Consider the following 16600-nt stretch of genomic DNA (forward strand, 5'->3'; position numbering starts at 1 on the left):
CGGTTGCATCGAACGCCAGCTGGCCGCCGAGTTCCGGGTGAAACGCGACCTTGGTCAACGCACCCGTGTTCTGGTCAACTGCGTACACCGAAATTCCTCCGCCATTCGATACCCCGGGGGACGGCGGCGTAGCGGCGTCGCCTATGAGCGCGAACTTTCCATCCGGCGTGAACATGAGGAAGCCGCCACCGGTCGAGTTGGTTACCACCGGGTTGCCGGTTTTGGTTAGCGAGCCATCTGCGTTCACCACGTACTGCTGAAATTGCGCGACACCGACGGTGTTCACGAACGTCACCGAGGCCGCATACACCCGTTTCCCGGAGGGATGCATGGTGATGAAGGAGGACAGGTTGCCGGAGTCGTACGGGGAGAGCGGCGCGGAGGTCAGCGTCAGGTTCGCACCGACATTGAAGCCGTAGATGCTGGAATGGCCGCCGTTCCGCTCCGATACGTCGTCGTAGACGTGATTGGCGCTGACGGCCGGGCCATAGGTGCTGGTGCTGCTGCTGCCGCTGGTCGGGATGGTGTAGGGCGACCCGGGGGCCTGCGTGAGGTGGCCGGTCGAGCGATCAATGGCGATCACGTTCATCAGAGTGGTTTGGTTCGGACCACCCAGATCGCGGACGAGGAATCTCCCCTGCGGGTCGATCTGTTGCAGGAAGCCGGTGAACCCCGCGATCGCGTCGTCCTGGGTTAGCGCGCCGGTTGCGGGATCGACGGTAAAGGAGAACAGGGCTCCACCGCCGGCAAGGACGGCGTCTTCGAACAAGAACTTGCCGAGCGGATCAGCTGTCAACCAGCGATTCGTCGCTCCACACCACTTGTCGCACAGCATGTGCGCGGTCGTGTTGGACGATGGACTGAACGGTGATCCGGAAACCAGAGTGAGTGCACCGGTGTTGGTGTCGGCGCGATATGCCCAAACGTTATCGCTCAGGATGCCGCTGACATACACGTACTGGGCGGAGGGCGAGGCCCCGCTGCTACCGCCCGAGCCACCGCTGGGCGGACTGGGTGATGTCGGTGTCGTCGGGGTTGGCGTAGTCGAAGAGGTTGCGGGGCTGGCGTTTCCGCCACAGCCGACAAGAATGACCGCGATGAGCAGCAGTGGGATCGCCAGGATGAATGGCGGCCGTCGCATTGGTACTCTCCTGCTTGCCAGGGGCTTGCATCCAGAGGAGATTCACCGGGCGACTAGGATGTTGTCTAAGTAGTTAACCAATGGTTGAGCTTCTCGGGGGAGAGCTGATGCTGGTGACCGGCATGCGGGCTATGGACTGCCGCCCTGACGGACTGCTTCTGATCGGCGCTTCTCACTTCCTTGCAACTTGCGGGCTGGTTGGTGGCTCGTTGGCTTCGACGCGGCGCAGGATAAGGAGCTTGGAGCGGCCGTCGCGTCCGCCCGCGAGATAGATCATCTTCTTGGCTGGATCGAAGGCGAGGGTGTGACCGTGTACGTCGGTCGTGTACTCGCGCTGCGCCTGGAAAATGCCGTTCCCCGCCTTCATCAGCATGATGGTGCCGTCGGCGGCGGCGCCGTAGAGGGTGCCACTGGAGGCGTCGAGCTGGAGCATGTCGATCCCGTCCGGGGCGGCCACGCGGCGAATCTCGCGGCCGGAATCGGCGTCCAGTTCAACCACGGCATGGCGAACCGCAACGTAGAGCCGGCGTCCCTTCGCATCCAGCGCCAGTCCCGTGGGCATTGACGCGGTGAGCGGATAACGTCGGATCAGTTTCAGCTCGGCATCGAGTACGGCGATCTCGCGCGTGTCTTCCAGCGAAACAAAAATCTGGCGGGTGGCGGGATCGTAAGCCAGGTATTCGGGCCGCGCCCCCACGACCACGCTTCCGACAACGCCGCCCTGGCGTGCGTCAATGATTGTGATTGCCTGGTCGCGCCAGTTGCTGGCATAGAGCCGGCCGAGTTCCGGAATGTAGAGCAGCGCATCCGGCGAAGACTTCAGCGGAATGCGGCTCTCCACCTGCCAGGTTTTTGTAGATATCACCGCAATCTCATTGGCGTCGCTGTTGGCAACAAAGACGCGCGCGCCAGACTCGTCGGCGGCGACGCCGCTGGCGCCCTTCATGTCCTTGACCTCGGCAATCATGCGGCGCTTGGGAACACTGAACACGTCCACCGTGGATGCCGCCGGATGGGCGATCACCAGGTTGCCGTTGGTAAACACCAGGTCCTTAAAGCCGGGACGCCCGGGAATGTCGATCATGGCGACGCGGCGCACCAGCGCGCGCGCCGGCAGCGGCACCTGCAGGTTGACGTTGGGCTGCGGCTTGATGTCAGCCTCGCGCGTCGTCGAGGGCGCGGGTTTGACGACCGGCTCCGGCGTGGCCGTGACCGGCGCCGTAATGCCGGGCTGCAGGGCGGTTGACGGCTGCGGGCTGGAGATGGTGCCGGTGGAAGTGCCCGCGCTTTGGGCCACGGCGAAGCTTGCCAGGATGAGGGGAACGAGAAACAGCCTGTATATGCGCATGATAGGACCCGTTGTCCAGATGGTTGGGATGCGGGGAAAGGGTGAACTGCTGCCCTTGGAGAAATGGATTGTGGCTAGTATTGCCCCAGGAATGCCACATCATCAACATAGCCTGTTTAGGAGCTACTGGTTAGGAGTTAGTGGTTGCTGCTCGTCTGGCTCTGTTCACTAACCACGACAGGTTATCTCAGAACTGGTTTTGGGTAGGGCACGGCTTCAGCCGTGCCGCCCAGAGCCGTCAATGATGAGGGCTTTAGCCCCTGAGGGAAAGATGATTGCCCCCATGCGCGCCTCACCATCGACCTTCAGCCCAGGTTGAGTGCGTTCTTGAAGCTGCCGCGTTCCTTCTGGATTTTTTCCTGCAGCAGGGTGATGGCGTAGATGAGCTGCTCGGGACGCGGCGGGCAGCCGGGGACGTACACGTCGATGGGGATGACCTGGTTAACGCCCTGCACCAGCGCGTAATTGTTGAAGACGCCGCCGGAAGTTGCACAGGCGCCCATGGAGATCACCCACTTAGGTTCGGGCATCTGCTCCCAGAGTTGGCGGATGACGGGCGCCATCTTCTGCGAGACGCGTCCGGCGATAATCATCAGGTCGGACTGGCGGGGCGAGGGGCGGAAGACCTCGGCGCCGAAGCGCGCGATGTCGAAGCGGGCAGCACCCATCGAAATCATCTCGATGGCGCAGCAGGCGAGGCCGAAGGTCATGGGCCAGAGCGAGTTCTTGCGCACCCAGTTCACGGCGTTATCGAGCGTGGTCATGACAATGCCCTCGGCCTGAGGATCGCCGAAGGTGACCTCGCGGATGACGCCCTTGGCGTCGTGCTGGTGGCTGCCCTCGAGATTTTCGAAGCGCTCTTCGCCGTTCATCACTGCACCATTCTACCCACCTGTTGCATTGGATGCCAGATGCGCTGGAGAGACTCGGGCCGAGCGGCGTCGCGGCTATTCTCCACTGCGAAATTCGATGAGACGCAGGTTCGCCTGCGAGGTCGTGCCGTGGTGCATGTATTCCCAGGCGGTGATGCCGATGCCGGGCACCAGCGTCACCATTTCGTGGTCCGGGTTGCTGCGGAACAGCAGTTGATAGCTATCGACTCCCTGGACGGTAACCTTGCCGATCTTGAGCGTCTGATTGGTAGCGATGCTCTCGGTCGCCCAGCAGTTCATGAAAGATCCCGGTTCCCTGTCGGGAGAGCAGAACACGTCGTTCTCATGCAGGGGCAGGCGAAACCAGAGGTCGTCGGAGAGCCGGTTCTGCATGTCGCGCGCGCTGCCGGCGGCGATCTCGGAGAAAGTGTCGGTGGCGCCATCCTTTACCAGGTAATAAGTGGTGGCCAGGCGGACCACCAGATACTGGGCGGCGCGGACGTGCGGTTGGTAGAAGGCGAGGTCCCAGGGACCGCCGCGGAGCAGCGCCGCGGAAATCTGCGGGCTCTCGAAGGAATCGGTGACCGTCATGGTCCAGTGAATATCCTGCTCGCCTTTTTCCCATTTGACGTGGGCACGGTAGGTCCAGGTCGCCCCCTTGTTCATGGGAAAAATTGGCGAGGCAGTCCTGTCCGCGGCTTCAGCAGTCTGAACCGGCGCGAGCGACAGCAGACCGGCGAGCACGACTGAGGCGACGGCCGCTTTCATGGCTGGAGAACGATTTTCCCGAACATCTGGCTCTTTTCCATTTTTTCATGCGCGGCGCGCGCCTCCGGGAGCGAAAAGGTGGAGTCCACTACGCCTTTCACCTTGCCGCTGAAGACGTGCCTGAGCACCTCGTGCAGCTCGCCCATCGTGCCCATGTAGGAACCGAGGAAAGAGAGCTGCTTGGCGAACAGGACGCGCAGGTCGAACTCGGCCTTGGGGCCGCTGGTGGCCCCGCACGTGACGATGACGCCGGCGGGCTTCAGCGACTTCATGCTCTCGGCCCAGGTGGCCTGTCCAACGTGCTCGATGACGATGTCGCACATTTCCTTGGCGGTGATGCGCTTGACCTCGTCGGAAATTTTCTGGGTGTAGTGGTTGATGACCTCGTCGGCGCCGAGTTCGCGGGCACGCTGCATCTTGTGCTCGTCGCCGGCGGTGGCGATCACGCGCGCGTTGAACAATTTTCCGATCTGGATGGCCGCCATGCCGACGCCCGAGTTGGCGCCGAGCACCAGCACGTTTTGTCCAGGCCGAATTTGTGCCCGCGTCACCATCATGTGCCAGGCCGTAACTCCCACCAGCGGCACGGCGGAGGCTTCTTCGAAGCTAAGGGAGTCGGGAATGGGGATCACGCAATCAGGGCGCGTTGCCAGCAATTCGCAGTTGCCGCCGTCCACGCCGTTGCCGAGCACGGTGAACTCGCGGCACAGGTTCTGCATGCCGGAAACGCAGAAGCGGCAGTGTCCGCAGAACACCATCGGCGCAACGATGACGCGCTGTCCCTTCTGCACCCCGGCGACGTACTCACCGACCTCGACGACTTCGCCGGCCACGTCGCTGCCCGGAATATGCGGCAGCTTGACCCCGGGCAGTCCCTTGCGCACCCAGACGTCGAGATGGTTCATGGCGCAGGCGCGCACCCGCACCAGCACCTGGTCCTTGCGGATCTGCGGATCGGGAACGTCCTGGTAGCGAAGTACTTCCGGGCCGCCGAACTCGTGAAACCGACTTGCTTTCATGCGCGCGCTTCCAGGCGGAAAACGGTTTAGAAAACGAACCAAGGTATCACAACGGCGCCGCCGGCAAGTGCGGGTCGGTGTTTCCCAGTGTTGTGGATTTTGTCGATGATTTGTCACCGCAAATCGTGACCCTGGTCACGGTCTGGACGACACAGCACATTTAGAGTGGCGGCTTACTTGCTTGATCGCAAGTCCAACCAAATTAGCGTACTCGCCTGACGGAGGACCCATAGCCATGTCCGAAGACAAGATCGCGTGGTCCCCGCACCGCTGGACTCTGCAGGACCTTCCTAAGAGCCAGCAAGTCCAGCTTCAAAAACTCAAACGGAATCGTTCCATGGTGGCGGACCGGATCAACGGTGACGAGCTGTACGTTCGCCGGGTGGACAACCAGCGCTACCAATACGGAATATGTCTGCCCGTGTTTACAAGTTTGAAATCGGAAAACTGAACAAGGATAGCGCCGGCAGTGATGAAAGATGCTGACGGTGGCCGTCAGTCGGACAACGGATTCAACGGGTCGCAGATTCGGGGACGCTTTTTTGCCGGCGATTCGCCGTGCAGTTGACGCATGAAGTTTTCCCATTCCGAGTCAGCGTTCAATTGTTGCTCGTGCCAGGCGCGGAAACTCCACCAACCCTGTGCCTCCCACCATTGGCGGAAGTTGCGGACCATGGGTTCCGGCAACTCGACCTCAATACGCCAAAGAGTGTCTCGATCGCACTGTTCCTCGCGTTCATCATCGCGCATAGACATTTTCCCCGCTTGCTATGCTGATTGAAACGCGAACCGAACGCGCGAGCCAGATAACCGGCGTAATCGGTGGTGCACGGAGGTAACGCTCCGCTGCCTGCCTGCGCGGAAGGGCAGTTATTTCTCGGCGACTTGAAGGTCCAGGGTTACGCGATCTCCATTGATCAGAACGATGCCGGCGTTGATCAACTGCTGACCGGTGCAGTCGAAGGCCGCGTAGCAGCGCAGCGCCTTGGTGGGCAGGATGAACTCAACCGCGAGCGGGCTGGCTGTATCCGAAAACTTCACGGATGTCGAGAAATCCATTCCCTCGAAGTCCGGGTCTTTCGGAAAATAAGCCAGCACAGGCCGCACCAGGTGCGCTACGTGATCGTCAAAGGCGAGGGACGCCAGCTTGTAGCGGGAACTGCCGGCCATGGACGCGCTCAGCGTCGAGTTCAACGGTAGCTGCAAGTACGCGCCGTTGCGAAACAGGATAAAGCTCGGTGATATGTAAGACACAAAGTTCGCCTGCGCGCCCAGTTCATGCACCAGCCGCTTGATGGTCGCATCGTGTTCCACCTCTAACAGGCCGAGCGTCTTGTCGGTAACGATGCGCGGCGGCGGTTCCTTGAAGCCGAGCAACTTCAGGCTGACGGTGGGATCAATGGGCTCCGCGGCTGCCGAAGCCTGCAGTCCGGCCGCTTCCGTTCGCGGCTGCCGCTTCACGATTTTCCGCGGACGTTCGGATCCTGCCGGCGGATCTCCGGTCAGCCACATTGAGAAGCGGTCGCCATCGACCAGGATCTCGCTGTCAAGAACAGCGGCCTGCTGCTGCGCTGCCGAGGTGGCGGTGACTAGCCGCTCCGCCGCCTCCCGAGGAAATACGAACAGCACATTCTCCGGCCTTTCGGCATCCACTCCCAGCACCTTGTGGCGAACGTGGTGCGCGATTTCAAACGCGTAGGATTGGAAGCCTTCGACCTTGGCAAAACGCGGCGCCGCCATTTTCAGCAGCGGCAGCACGACATCGCTGAAATCCTGCCGCACGCGGTGGTTGTAGTCCATCAACTGCGAGGAATACGACGCGTAGTAGTTCCCGGTAATTTCCAGCACGACCTTGCCGTTGTAGCTGTCGAAGCGAATCGAGCGCTGGTCGGCGGCGGACTGCTGCGCCTGCTCAATATCGAGAACGCGGCTGAAGTAGAACGCATAGGGAAACTTGTGCGCCCGCGCCTCGTCGCCAAACTGCCGGAGCCGGTCGTAGTTCTTTTCCTGCAGGGCGCGCTGGGTCTCATCGCCGATCTCACCCGGGGTGAGCACCTGGGCGCTTGCCAACATCGATCCCATGACGAAGAACACTATTAGAGCGAGGCTAATTTTGCGCATAGACAACTCCTTTTGCCGGGTACGGCGGATCGGCGACAGCGCGGATAAAGGAAAGCAGGGCCTGGATATCATTCTTGGTCAAGGTGTAGCCGTAGGGCGGCATCTCGGCTGACTTGTTCAGCGCCGCGCCGCCGTGGGTGATGATGGCGGTGAGGTCGGCATCGCTGATCTTGTTCAGCGTTTCACCGTCGGCAAACGCGTGCGGCTTGGTAACGAGGTTGTCCATGTTCGAGACACGCTCGGGCGTGGACTCGGGATCGTGGCAGCGCGAGCAGTATTGCCGGTTAATTTGCCGGCCCAGCACCTGCTGGTAGTCAAGCGCAATCTCCTCCAGCTTAAGGTCGTAGCTCTTGCCGCCTTTGTCGCGCGTAAGGGCGGTGATCTGGTATCGCCCCGCGGTCCCGCCGAGCATGACCTTAACGGTGAATTGCCCGCTGGAATCGGTGATACCCGCGGCGGGTTCGAGTACCACGCCCGCGGGAGCGTGCAATTCAACGTAAGCCCCGGCGACCCCGTTCCCCTGTGCGTCGTTGACCTGGACTACAAGCGGCTGCTCGAGCACCGCGCCGGCTGCGGCAATTTGCTTGCCGCCGCTGACTTCGGTGATCGCGGCGCCGTAGGCGGTCGCCGCAGGCGCGGCAGTCTTCGCGTTCTTGCGCGTGCACCCGGTCAACAGCGCGACGATGAGCAGAATGAGAGCACGGCGCTTCATCGTCCCACCTCTTGCTGTGACTCACGACGCCGGCCGGCAGTTTTCGTTTTCGGCGACTGTCCCTTCAGCGAAACCAGGTACGCAGTCAAGGCGCGCGCATCATCGTTGCTGATGTGCTGGTTGGGCTCGATCGTACCCGGGCGCAGTTCCTGCGGATTTTTCAGCCAGTGATAGATCCAAGCCGGCGTCAAACGCGAGCCCACCTGCGTCAGCGTTGGGCCGATGTACCCCTTGTCTTTCGCCGGATCCACGATATGGCAGGAAGAGCAGGCGTACTTGGAGTAGAAGACTTGGCGCCCGCGGTCGACCTCGGCGGGCGGATAGCTGGCCGGCATCGAGTCACTCTCGAATGCCGGCGTCTGGTACACGGTCATGATGTAGTCCGTGAGTTCCTTGATCTCCGCGTCGCTGAGATTGAACTTGGGCATGCGCCGGATCAGCGCCGGGCGCAGCGTGTTCGGGTTGCGAAGGAAATCCGCCAGCCATTTTGCCTGCACCGAGCTGCCTTCCCAGGAGAGGTCGGGGGCCATGTCGCCGCCGCGGCCATTGATGGCGTGACAACTGAAACAGCGCAAGTCACGAATCAGTTGCCCGGCATGTCCGCCGGGCTGGTAATCGGACTCGCGATGCGTGGCGATCCGTGGCGATTGCGACTGCGCTCGATCCGAGAGCGCGAGCAGCGCCGTTGTTATCGCGTCTGCCTGCTGTTGCGTCAGGGTGAACTTCGGCATCTTCAGGCTGGCCCCGAAGGCGCGCGGATCGCGGACCTTGGCGCCGATGTAATCGGGCAAGGTATGCGGCACCCCGGGGGCAAACACCAACTGCGCCAGGGAGCGGCTGCCGACGTGGCTGAGGTCGGGCGCGAAATTGTCCGGCTTGCGCACGCCGTTGATTTCGTGGCACGACGCGCAACCATACTCGTTCACCAGTTGCTTGCCGTGCGCGATTTGCTGCGGCGTGCTGTCGGGCAGATGGACGTTGGCGAGCAGGTCGGAATCCGTCTTCGCTTCCAGGAATCCGGCGACCGTCTTGATCTGCTGCTCGGTGAAACGGTAGTGCGGCATCTTGGTATCCGGATCGTAAGCCCCCGGATTCCGCAGCCATGCTTCCAGCCACTCCGGCTTGGCCTTGGTCCCGATCTTGGTCAGTTCCGGGCCGAGGTCCCCACCTACCATGTTGCCGGCAGCATTCTGCACTGCATGACAGGAGGCGCAGAACGACTGTCCATATAAAGACGCACCGGCGGTCGGATCGGCGGCCGTGGTGGAAGACGTCGCTTTTTCAGGGCCGGGCAGCGCGACCGGCGTGCTCTGCGCCATCAGGAACGCTGTGATGTCTCGCGAGTCGTCGTCGGAGAGGCCGAAATTCGGCATGGTAGCGGTGGAGGAGTACGCCTGCGGATTCTTGATCCAGGCGTAAACCCACTCCCGCGTGGTCTTCTGCGCGATGTGTTGCAGCGACGGCGGATCATCGGTTCCCTGCATGACGACTCCGTCCGGTTGCCGAACGTTGTGGCAGCGGACGCATCCTTCGCGCGCGAGAAGCTTGCGGCCATAATTGAGTTGTGGCGTGCCGGGAAGGTCGGCGAGGTGGCACTGCCCGCAGGACGATTCGATGTAGCGCGCGGGCAGGATCGGTTCTTCCCATGCCAGCGTGCTGCGGTGTGCTTCTTCCAGCGTGGTCGCTCCGCCCTGTCCGCGATGGCATGTGGAACACCCAAAGTCGGTCAGCGAGTGCGGGATCGGAGGATGCGCGCGGAAGGGCTGCGTCGTGACGGTTGAAAGGCTCTCCTCGCGAAGCCCGACGTGGCAGGTGGTGCAGCGGTCCACGATGCCGTGTTCCGGAATCCAAATCTGCTGGATGCCGGTTTTCAGGTGCCGCTGCAGCGTGACCGCGTCGGCGCGCGTGCGGATCAGCTTTACGTATTGCTTCTGGTAATGCCGCCATTCGCTGAAGTGGTTCTTGGCAGGAGCAATCGCGAGCGAGACCAGGAACACCACGCTGATGATGCCGAAGGTGCGGGCGCTGTCGGCAAACAGGAAGCTCCGGACTGCGTCAAGCTTTTCCCGGACCCTCATCTCAGTACCCCTTCCATGGCCAGACCCAGGCCCATCCTGGGCCGCGGAAGAAGGTTCCAACCGCCGTCAGCACCACTAGTTCACAGAGAAACCAGGTCATAATCCAGAACGAGATCGGCCTGGCCACCAGCCACCGGCGGAAGCGGTCAGGAGGATCGGGCGCGGCCTCGGCGGCCACGAGCATGAACAGCGCGACCGCAAGCGTCGGCGCCAGCGCCACAAAAACATCGAACACAATCAGGAAGATCGAGAACGCAACCACCACCACGCCGAAGATCTGCAGCCGCCGCTTCTTGTCGCGTAACCACAAGCCTTCGGACTCAATGTTGACGTTGAAGTAGGGAATGATGATGAGCGCGATGACGACGAGCGTGGGAATCAGCACGCCGGCCACTACCGGCGGGAAATAGTGCAGCAATTCCTGCAATCCCAGGAAGTACCACGGCGCTTTCGCCGGGTTGGGAGTGTGCATGGGGTCGGCAAGTTGTTCCAGGGGTGCATCCCATAGCAGCGCCATCCAAACCAGAACAACGGCGCCCGCCATGACGGCCACCGCAACGCGGAAGAAGACGTTGGGATAGGTCATCATGCGTTCTTCGTCCTGCACTACCACCGCCGGCGATGTGCGACGCGTAACGAAGGCAACGCGAACCGGAGCCTTGCGCGCATCCGAGTTCATGCCGGCGATGAAATCCTTGTCGCTCATTTCGCCTCCGGCTTGGCTGGCGTGCCGGGATAGAGTCCCCCGTCCTTGCGAATGCGCCAGAAGTGAACTGCGATAAAAGCGATTGCGGTCAGCGGCAGGATCACGCAGTGCAGGACATAAAAGCGCAGCAGCGCGTTGGCATTCACCAGGTTGCCGCCGAGCATCAGGAAACGGATCTTCGCTCCCATCACTGGAACCGCTGACGCGATGTTGCTGCCCACCGTGACCGCCCAGTACGAGAGCTGGTCCCAGGGCAAGAGATATCCGGTGTAGCTGAGCAGCAGGGTGATAAGGAGCAGCACCACGCCGATTGCCCAATTGAATTCCCGCGGCGGACGGTACGCGCCGCGGTAGAAAACCTTGAACATGTGCGCAAATACCAGGAAGACCATGGCGTGCGCCGACCACCGGTGCAGGTTCCGCAGGAACACTCCCGAAGAAACCACGAACTGCAGGTCCTTCATGTCGGCGTACGCCTGCGGCACCGACGGGTGGTAGTACAGCATCAGCAAAATGCCGGTGATGACGAGGATGAGGAACGTGCCGAAGGTCAGCGCGCCCAGGTACCAGGTGGCGCTGAAGTCCATGGCGCGACGCCGCGCCTTGGCCGAAAACAGGTGCAGGAAAACGTTCTGCTGGATGGCGAGCACGTCGTGCAGCCGGGTGCCGCCGCGGCCGCTGCGGAATATCGAGCGCCACACCCGGCTGCCGCGTAGCTGTTCGATGTAGGCGTCCAGTGTTTTTGCCATCGCTAGACCTTCACCAACTGCCGCGAAGACAGCAGCGCGGCGCGATCCACCATCAGGTCGCCTTCGTCGCTGAGCCACATCCGCAGCCAGGGCAGAGGCTTGGGCGCGGGCCCCTCGATCTTGGTGCCATCGCGCTTGAACTTGCTGCCGTGGCACGGGCACGCGATGATTCCCAACTCCGGCTTCCATGCGGTGAGGCATCCCAGGTGGGTGCACGTGGCTTGCAGCGCGAAGAATCCCTGCGGGCTGTTGACGACAAAAATACCGGTCTGCGGGTCGAGCGTGACCGAGTCCATCGGATAGTGGTCGGGCTTGCCGGCATTCACCACCGGCGATGGCTCGTAAAGTACATTCGGCGATAAAAACTGGTAAGCGAACGCTGCCGTGCCCGCCGCGGCAACGGCAACCGAGCCCAGTCCCAGCTTGATGAAGAACTGCCGCCGATCGAGGCCTGCCTCTTTGATTTTTTCGTTCTCAGCCATGACTGTCCTTCACTTCCGTGGCATTTCCGCGGCCGGCTTTACGTCCATCGCCTGCAGCGGAATCAGCCCGCTCGGTTCCGCTGACGCCAGCCGGTACGCTTCCATGGTGATGGTGTTGGCCGGGCAGCGCAGCGCGCACAAACCGCAGCGGATACAGCGGGTCTCATCCTTGATCATTGCCGATCCGCCGATCACGCCCAGTTCCTCGGCGGCAATGTCGTTCAACTCGACGCCAAAAACCTGCGCGTTGTCGCGGAGCATCTCCAGGGCGCCGGGCTCAAAACCAATCCGGTCGAGCGACACCAGGCTGAGGCAGTTCTCCGGACAAACATCGACGCAGCCGCCACACAGCACGCACTCGGTGCCGTCTTCCGCATTGCCATCGAAAACGGTATTGATCCAGCAGCGTAGGCAGCGGCGCGCCTCGGCCATCGCCGATTCTTCATCGAAGCCAATCTCGACTTCGGTCACGCCGGTGCGGCGCTCCAGCGGCAGCATGGGCACGGCCTGGCGGGGGATGTCCATGAAGTCGGCGAACATGCGGTGACGGTCGAGGATGCTGACCTCGATCACCGGTTCGGGATGTTTGCGGCCGCGCAGAAATTCGTCAATCGCAATGGCCGCGCGCTTGCCGTCGCCCACGCTGTCGATGATCAGCCGGGGGCCGAAAACACAATCGCCGCCCGCGAAGACTCCGGAAGCACTGGTCATGAGCGTTTCGCGGTTGACCGCGATCAGCCCGCGCGGCGAGGTCTGCACGCCGTCTTCAGGGCGCAGGAAATCAAGGTTGGCGGATTGCCCGATCGCCATGATCAGGGTGTCGCACTCGAGTTGCTTTTCGCTGCCTTCCAGGAAAGCCGGGTTGAATCGTCCGCTCTGGTCGAAGACCCACTTGGTATCCAGCGTTTCCAGCCCGGCAACTTTGCCGTCCCGGCCCAGGATGCGTTTGGGGCCAAACCCCGGGTGCATCACGATGCCTTCCGACTCGGCTTCCTCGATCTCTTCCAGCGCAGCCGGCATCTCGTGGCGCTTTTCCAGGCACACGATATGCACTTCGTGCGCACCCATGCGCAGCGCCGACAGCGAGACGTCCACCATCTCGCGCGTCGCAACCGCTGCGATGTTGTCGTCGGACGGGACAATCTCACCCTCGACGTGCTGCTTCACCACTTCGCGCGCGGCGGAACGGGCGACGTCCATGGCGACATTGCCGCCGCCCACCACAATCACTTTTTTCCCGATCGTGAATTTGTAGCCCAGGTTCACGTTGAGCAGGAAATCAATGCCCTTGTGCACGCCGTCCAAATCCACGCCGGGGATGGAGAGATCGCGGCTGCGGTGCGCGCCCACCGCAATCAGCACCGCGTCGAAACCCTGGCGCCGCAAATCACTGACCGTGAAGTCGCGGCCCGCGGCATGATTCAGTTTCAAGGTGATGTCGCCGGTCTCCAGGATCTCGCGCACCTGCGCTTCCACCACGTCGCGCGGCAGCCGGTATTCTGGTATTCCGAGATACAGCATTCCGCCCGGTACCTGCGCCGCTTCCAGGATCGTGACCGAGTAGCCGAGCAGCGCCAGGTCGTGGGCGGCGGACAAGCCGACGGGTCCGCTTCCGATAATGGCAACCTTGAACCCGTTCGGTTCGGCGGCCACGGGCGCGTACTCGCTGCGATGCCGCGACTCAGGTCCGTAGCGCTCGGTGAGAAAGCGTTTCAGGGCGCGGATCGCAATCGGCTTGTCGATCTCGCCGCGCCGGCACGCGGTCTCGCACGGGTGCGCACAGACCCGGCCGCAGATGGAAGCCATCGGATTGGGGTCGCGGGCGACCTGGTACGCTTCGGCAAAACGACCTTCCGCAATCAGCGAGACGTAGCGCCCGGCGTTGGTATGCGCCGGGCACGCCATCATGCACGGGAAATTGGTGTTCAACCAATCCCGGTCAACTTTCTTGTCGCGGAAGCGCTTTTCCATGGTTGTCGTCGCGCCTCTGCCTGATTACTTCGTTACCGCCAGATCGGCCTTGGTGTCGCCTTTGACCGCAACCTGCTTGCTCCCCGGTTTCGTCCCTTCGTGCCAGGCCACCAGCTTGTAATCACCATCCGGCACTTCGGCGATCTTGTAATTGCCCTGTGCGTCGGTTTCCGCGTAATACGGGGTCGGGGTCACCACCACGTAACCGGACATTTCCGGGTGAACGTTGCAAAGCAGCGGCACTACGCCCGGCTTGTCGAACTTGAAGGACTTCTTCTCGCCCTTGGGCCAGGTTCCCAGGTTATGGCCCGCCTTCTTGTCCCCACTTACGTTGGGCCAGAACACGTTGTGTGCCACGGTGTCGCTGTTGAGGAAGTCCACCGTGGTTCCCACCGGAACGACCGCGACGTGGGGCTGGAACAACAATCCTTTCTGATCGATCAACACGTGCTTTTCCGGAGCGGGGAACGTCTTGCCGGCGATCGTATCCACGTAGACAACCGAGACGCCCGAGGCGCCGCTGACTTTGCCGCTCACCGTGCCTGCAAGAGCGACCGCGGTAACCATGAAAACTGCCAGAACAACTGCAACCATGCGTTTCATAAATGCCATTCCTCCAGAATTTTCTCAAAGGCGTGGCGCATACTTGCGCCACACCTTCGTCTTCAGTAAACGAACTCCAGCCCCGCCGTCGCAGTGTTGGTGCGGAACGGAGCGATAGTGACAGGTAATCCGGTGATCGGGTTGGTGCCGGCCGCGATCTGCTGGCGCGGACGGAACTGATATTCGAACGAAGCTTTGATATTGGCGTGGATCAGGAATTGTACGCCGGGCGTGAACCGGTTGCGCGTGTGTTGCGCGGGACCGAAGAAATTCACCGATTGGCCGAGCGCGCCGGCGGTGATCGATTCCTGCCCATTGGCAAAGTCGGCCCAGGAGTTCACGCCGTCATAGCGCATGATCAGCATCATCCAGGGCAGGGGCAGGTAGTCGGCTTGCAAGAATCCGCCGCTGAATGTAGCCGGCGTGCTGCGGACAAATCCAACCGGCACCGGCGACACACCGGTTTCCACCGGCAGCGGAATCAAGGCTCCCGTGGAGTCGAATGGGAGGAGGTTGTGATCACGCCCGTAGAGATACTGGCCGAAGAGGTTGAAGTTGCGGTAATTGAAATCGAAGTCGCCGCCGATCCTATAAAAAGGCTCGCGTGCGGTCAGCGCCACTGCAGCGCCGTTGGCATCGGCGCCGACGAATCGCTGCACTGAGCGGCCGTAATAATACAGGCTACCGACGGTGAGATAGGTGTGCGTGCGCGGCCCCATTGCTCCCGCCGCCTGGATTGCGCGCCGACTTTCGCGATCGCGTTCCAGGTTGAACCGGTAAGCCAGGCGTCCGTAGATGTCTTTGAAGTTTGCGTCGGAAATAAATCCCAAACCCCCGTTGTTCGCTCCGGTTGCGGACGGAACCAGCCCGCTGGCGTCAATCGTTTGCGATCCGGTGGCCTGGTTGACGAATGCCAGCGCCCAGAGATAGCCGCCATAGTGATGTCCGCCGCTGAACTCCACGCCCTGCGCCGCATTGGCCAACGCAAAGCCGCCGTTGTTGACGTTGTGCTGATTGACGTTGGCATTGATAGAACCGATCGCGCTCTGCCCGTAGATATCCCAGGGGCTGATGTTCCAACTCCGCGCTTGCGAGAACGGCAGTTCGAGTTCGAACTGCCCGACCCGCATGCTCAGGGCGTCCTTGGGCAGATGCAGGAAGCGCCCGATGTTGACGAATCGCAGGTAGCCGTCGCCCAGGCCTCCGTTTCCATTGGCGCCTGCGACGCTGATGTCGTCGTCCACCCAGAAGGCGATATCGCTGCCGAAATTACCTGCCGTAAAAATGCTGAACAGGCCGGGCTCGAAATCCGTCCGCGGTACGAACCCGGGGACGGCTGGCGAGGTCAAGCCTTGGACCGCAGCGAAGTTGCCGCGGTTCTTCCCTACCACCTGGAAAAAGTTGTTCATCCGCAGCCCGATCGGCGGCATGCCCGGGATCACCCCCGGCCATACCGTCTTCGGCCACAGTTCCTTCTGCGCCGGCGAGCCCAGCAGGACCGGCGGAACCTTAATGAAGGTTTCGTCATCGCTGGGAAACTTGAACCCCGCATCCTTGAACGCTTTACCGAAATCGTTCAGGTGCGGGAAGTTGTCGTGACAGGTGGTGCACGAAGTCTGGTACTTGCGCGCGAAGGCGGGAATGCCGTTTGCCTTCGGCGGCGTGACCAGCGCCGCAACTACGAGAACTGCAAACACGATCGCAAGAAGGAATGCCAAAGGTCCTTTGCGCATTGAGCGCCTCCATTTTTCGCGGTATGCCAGCTCGAACGTCGAACGGCTCCAAACGTCTGGAAACGATTGTTTTGTGGAATTCTTTTTCCCCACCAGCGTGCACAGTGTCGGGCGAGTAGCTCACTTCAGGCTGTGATAACCGTCACACCTTTGTGTGACCCAGGTCCCGCCTCGCGCTGTGACACAGCGCGTTCATGTTACTCGTTGACGGTGATTTCTGTCTCGGACTTAGGGGCCCCGTTGCAGCGGCCCATCGCGCCATTGGCGCGGAGCCGTACCTTGGATTGCCGTGCTCAC

Annotated in this window: 17 protein-coding genes; 2 read left to right on the top strand and 15 right to left on the bottom strand. The window is 61.7% G+C overall.

The window, feature by feature from the left end:
* The 5 genes from VFI82_12970 to VFI82_12990 form a co-directional block, all read right to left on the bottom strand.
* A partial coding sequence (locus VFI82_12970; GenBank protein HET7185594.1) for a hypothetical protein occupies nucleotides 1-1141 on the bottom strand: 1141 nt, incomplete at its 3' end.
* Nucleotides 1142-1313: 172 nt separating this feature from the next.
* Nucleotides 1314-2489, bottom strand: coding sequence for a hypothetical protein (locus tag VFI82_12975; protein HET7185595.1), 1176 nt, complete (start codon nucleotides 2487-2489; stop codon nucleotides 1314-1316).
* Between the two features lie 305 nt (nucleotides 2490-2794).
* On the bottom strand, nucleotides 2795-3361 hold the full coding sequence (locus VFI82_12980) for an NADH-quinone oxidoreductase subunit B family protein (GenBank protein HET7185596.1): 567 nt from the start codon (nucleotides 3359-3361) through the stop codon (nucleotides 2795-2797).
* A gap of 75 nt (nucleotides 3362-3436) precedes the next feature.
* Nucleotides 3437-4129, bottom strand: coding sequence for a hypothetical protein (locus tag VFI82_12985; GenBank protein HET7185597.1), 693 nt, complete (start codon nucleotides 4127-4129; stop codon nucleotides 3437-3439).
* Nucleotides 4126-5148: a zinc-binding dehydrogenase gene (locus VFI82_12990; protein HET7185598.1), complete on the bottom strand. Its 1023-nt coding sequence runs from the start codon at nucleotides 5146-5148 to the stop codon at nucleotides 4126-4128. Before VFI82_12990 ends, VFI82_12985 begins: the two co-directional genes overlap by 4 nt.
* On the opposite strand from VFI82_12990, the gene VFI82_12995 reads away from it, so the two are divergent.
* Together VFI82_12995 and VFI82_13000 are read left to right on the top strand one after the other, a co-directional pair.
* Entirely contained in the window at nucleotides 5139-5312 is a 174-nt protein-coding gene (locus VFI82_12995) for a hypothetical protein (GenBank protein ID HET7185599.1), read from the top strand. The two genes, VFI82_12990 and VFI82_12995, sit on opposite strands and share 10 nt — an antisense overlap.
* A gap of 71 nt (nucleotides 5313-5383) precedes the next feature.
* The gene (locus VFI82_13000) at nucleotides 5384-5599 is read left to right on the top strand and encodes a hypothetical protein (protein ID HET7185600.1); all 216 of its coding nucleotides are present in this window, start codon (nucleotides 5384-5386) and stop codon (nucleotides 5597-5599) included.
* A 44-nt stretch (nucleotides 5600-5643) separates the two neighbouring features.
* Here VFI82_13000 and VFI82_13005 read toward each other — a convergent pair whose 3' ends face one another.
* From VFI82_13005 to VFI82_13050, 10 genes are all read right to left on the bottom strand, one after another.
* Entirely contained in the window at nucleotides 5644-5898 is a 255-nt protein-coding gene (locus tag VFI82_13005) for a hypothetical protein (GenBank protein ID HET7185601.1), read from the bottom strand.
* Nucleotides 5899-6018: 120 nt separating this feature from the next.
* Nucleotides 6019-7269, bottom strand: a complete 1251-nt coding sequence (locus tag VFI82_13010; protein HET7185602.1) for a hypothetical protein — start codon at nucleotides 7267-7269, stop codon at nucleotides 6019-6021.
* Nucleotides 7256-7981, bottom strand: a complete 726-nt coding sequence (locus VFI82_13015; protein HET7185603.1) for an Ig-like domain-containing protein — start codon at nucleotides 7979-7981, stop codon at nucleotides 7256-7258. The genes VFI82_13010 and VFI82_13015 overlap by 14 nt, the downstream gene beginning before the upstream one ends.
* Nucleotides 7978-10059, bottom strand: a complete 2082-nt coding sequence (locus VFI82_13020) for a c-type cytochrome (GenBank protein ID HET7185604.1) — start codon at nucleotides 10057-10059, stop codon at nucleotides 7978-7980. Before VFI82_13020 ends, VFI82_13015 begins: the two co-directional genes overlap by 4 nt.
* Before the next feature lies 1 nt (nucleotide 10060).
* Entirely contained in the window at nucleotides 10061-10765 is a 705-nt protein-coding gene (locus VFI82_13025) for a hypothetical protein (protein HET7185605.1), read from the bottom strand.
* Nucleotides 10762-11514, bottom strand: a complete 753-nt coding sequence (locus VFI82_13030) for a cytochrome b N-terminal domain-containing protein (GenBank protein HET7185606.1) — start codon at nucleotides 11512-11514, stop codon at nucleotides 10762-10764. The genes VFI82_13025 and VFI82_13030 overlap by 4 nt, the downstream gene beginning before the upstream one ends.
* 2 nt (nucleotides 11515-11516) lie before the next feature.
* Nucleotides 11517-11996 (bottom strand): Rieske 2Fe-2S domain-containing protein, encoded by a 480-nt coding sequence (locus VFI82_13035; GenBank protein ID HET7185607.1) that lies wholly within the window; start codon nucleotides 11994-11996, stop codon nucleotides 11517-11519.
* Nucleotides 11997-12005: 9 nt separating this feature from the next.
* The gene (locus VFI82_13040; protein HET7185608.1) at nucleotides 12006-13967 is read right to left on the bottom strand and encodes an FAD-dependent oxidoreductase; all 1962 of its coding nucleotides are present in this window, start codon (nucleotides 13965-13967) and stop codon (nucleotides 12006-12008) included.
* A 24-nt stretch (nucleotides 13968-13991) separates the two neighbouring features.
* On the bottom strand, nucleotides 13992-14570 hold the full coding sequence (locus VFI82_13045) for a plastocyanin/azurin family copper-binding protein (GenBank protein HET7185609.1): 579 nt from the start codon (nucleotides 14568-14570) through the stop codon (nucleotides 13992-13994).
* A gap of 62 nt (nucleotides 14571-14632) precedes the next feature.
* Nucleotides 14633-16303 (bottom strand): hypothetical protein, encoded by a 1671-nt coding sequence (locus VFI82_13050; protein HET7185610.1) that lies wholly within the window; start codon nucleotides 16301-16303, stop codon nucleotides 14633-14635.
* Between the last annotated feature and the right edge of the window lie 297 nt (nucleotides 16304-16600).

Source organism: Terriglobales bacterium, from assembly GCA_035691485.1.
Classification (GTDB): Bacteria; Acidobacteriota; Terriglobia; order Terriglobales; family Acidobacteriaceae; genus JAIQGF01.

Coding starts and splice junctions, on each gene's coding strand:
- VFI82_13030 (HET7185606.1), bottom strand. CDS start 11,514: ATGGCAAAAACACTGGACGCCTACATCGAACAGCTACGCGGCAGCCGG.
- VFI82_13000 (HET7185600.1), top strand. CDS start 5,384: ATGTCCGAAGACAAGATCGCGTGGTCCCCGCACCGCTGGACTCTGCAG.
- VFI82_13015 (HET7185603.1), bottom strand. CDS start 7,981: ATGAAGCGCCGTGCTCTCATTCTGCTCATCGTCGCGCTGTTGACCGGG.
- VFI82_13045 (HET7185609.1), bottom strand. CDS start 14,570: ATGAAACGCATGGTTGCAGTTGTTCTGGCAGTTTTCATGGTTACCGCG.
- VFI82_13005 (HET7185601.1), bottom strand. CDS start 5,898: ATGCGCGATGATGAACGCGAGGAACAGTGCGATCGAGACACTCTTTGG.
- VFI82_12985 (HET7185597.1), bottom strand. CDS start 4,129: ATGAAAGCGGCCGTCGCCTCAGTCGTGCTCGCCGGTCTGCTGTCGCTC.
- VFI82_13010 (HET7185602.1), bottom strand. CDS start 7,269: ATGCGCAAAATTAGCCTCGCTCTAATAGTGTTCTTCGTCATGGGATCG.
- VFI82_13020 (HET7185604.1), bottom strand. CDS start 10,059: ATGAGGGTCCGGGAAAAGCTTGACGCAGTCCGGAGCTTCCTGTTTGCC.
- VFI82_12980 (HET7185596.1), bottom strand. CDS start 3,361: ATGAACGGCGAAGAGCGCTTCGAAAATCTCGAGGGCAGCCACCAGCAC.
- VFI82_13035 (HET7185607.1), bottom strand. CDS start 11,996: ATGGCTGAGAACGAAAAAATCAAAGAGGCAGGCCTCGATCGGCGGCAG.
- VFI82_13040 (HET7185608.1), bottom strand. CDS start 13,967: ATGGAAAAGCGCTTCCGCGACAAGAAAGTTGACCGGGATTGGTTGAAC.
- VFI82_13050 (HET7185610.1), bottom strand. CDS start 16,303: ATGCGCAAAGGACCTTTGGCATTCCTTCTTGCGATCGTGTTTGCAGTT.
- VFI82_13025 (HET7185605.1), bottom strand. CDS start 10,765: ATGAGCGACAAGGATTTCATCGCCGGCATGAACTCGGATGCGCGCAAG.
- VFI82_12975 (HET7185595.1), bottom strand. CDS start 2,489: ATGCGCATATACAGGCTGTTTCTCGTTCCCCTCATCCTGGCAAGCTTC.
- VFI82_12990 (HET7185598.1), bottom strand. CDS start 5,148: ATGAAAGCAAGTCGGTTTCACGAGTTCGGCGGCCCGGAAGTACTTCGC.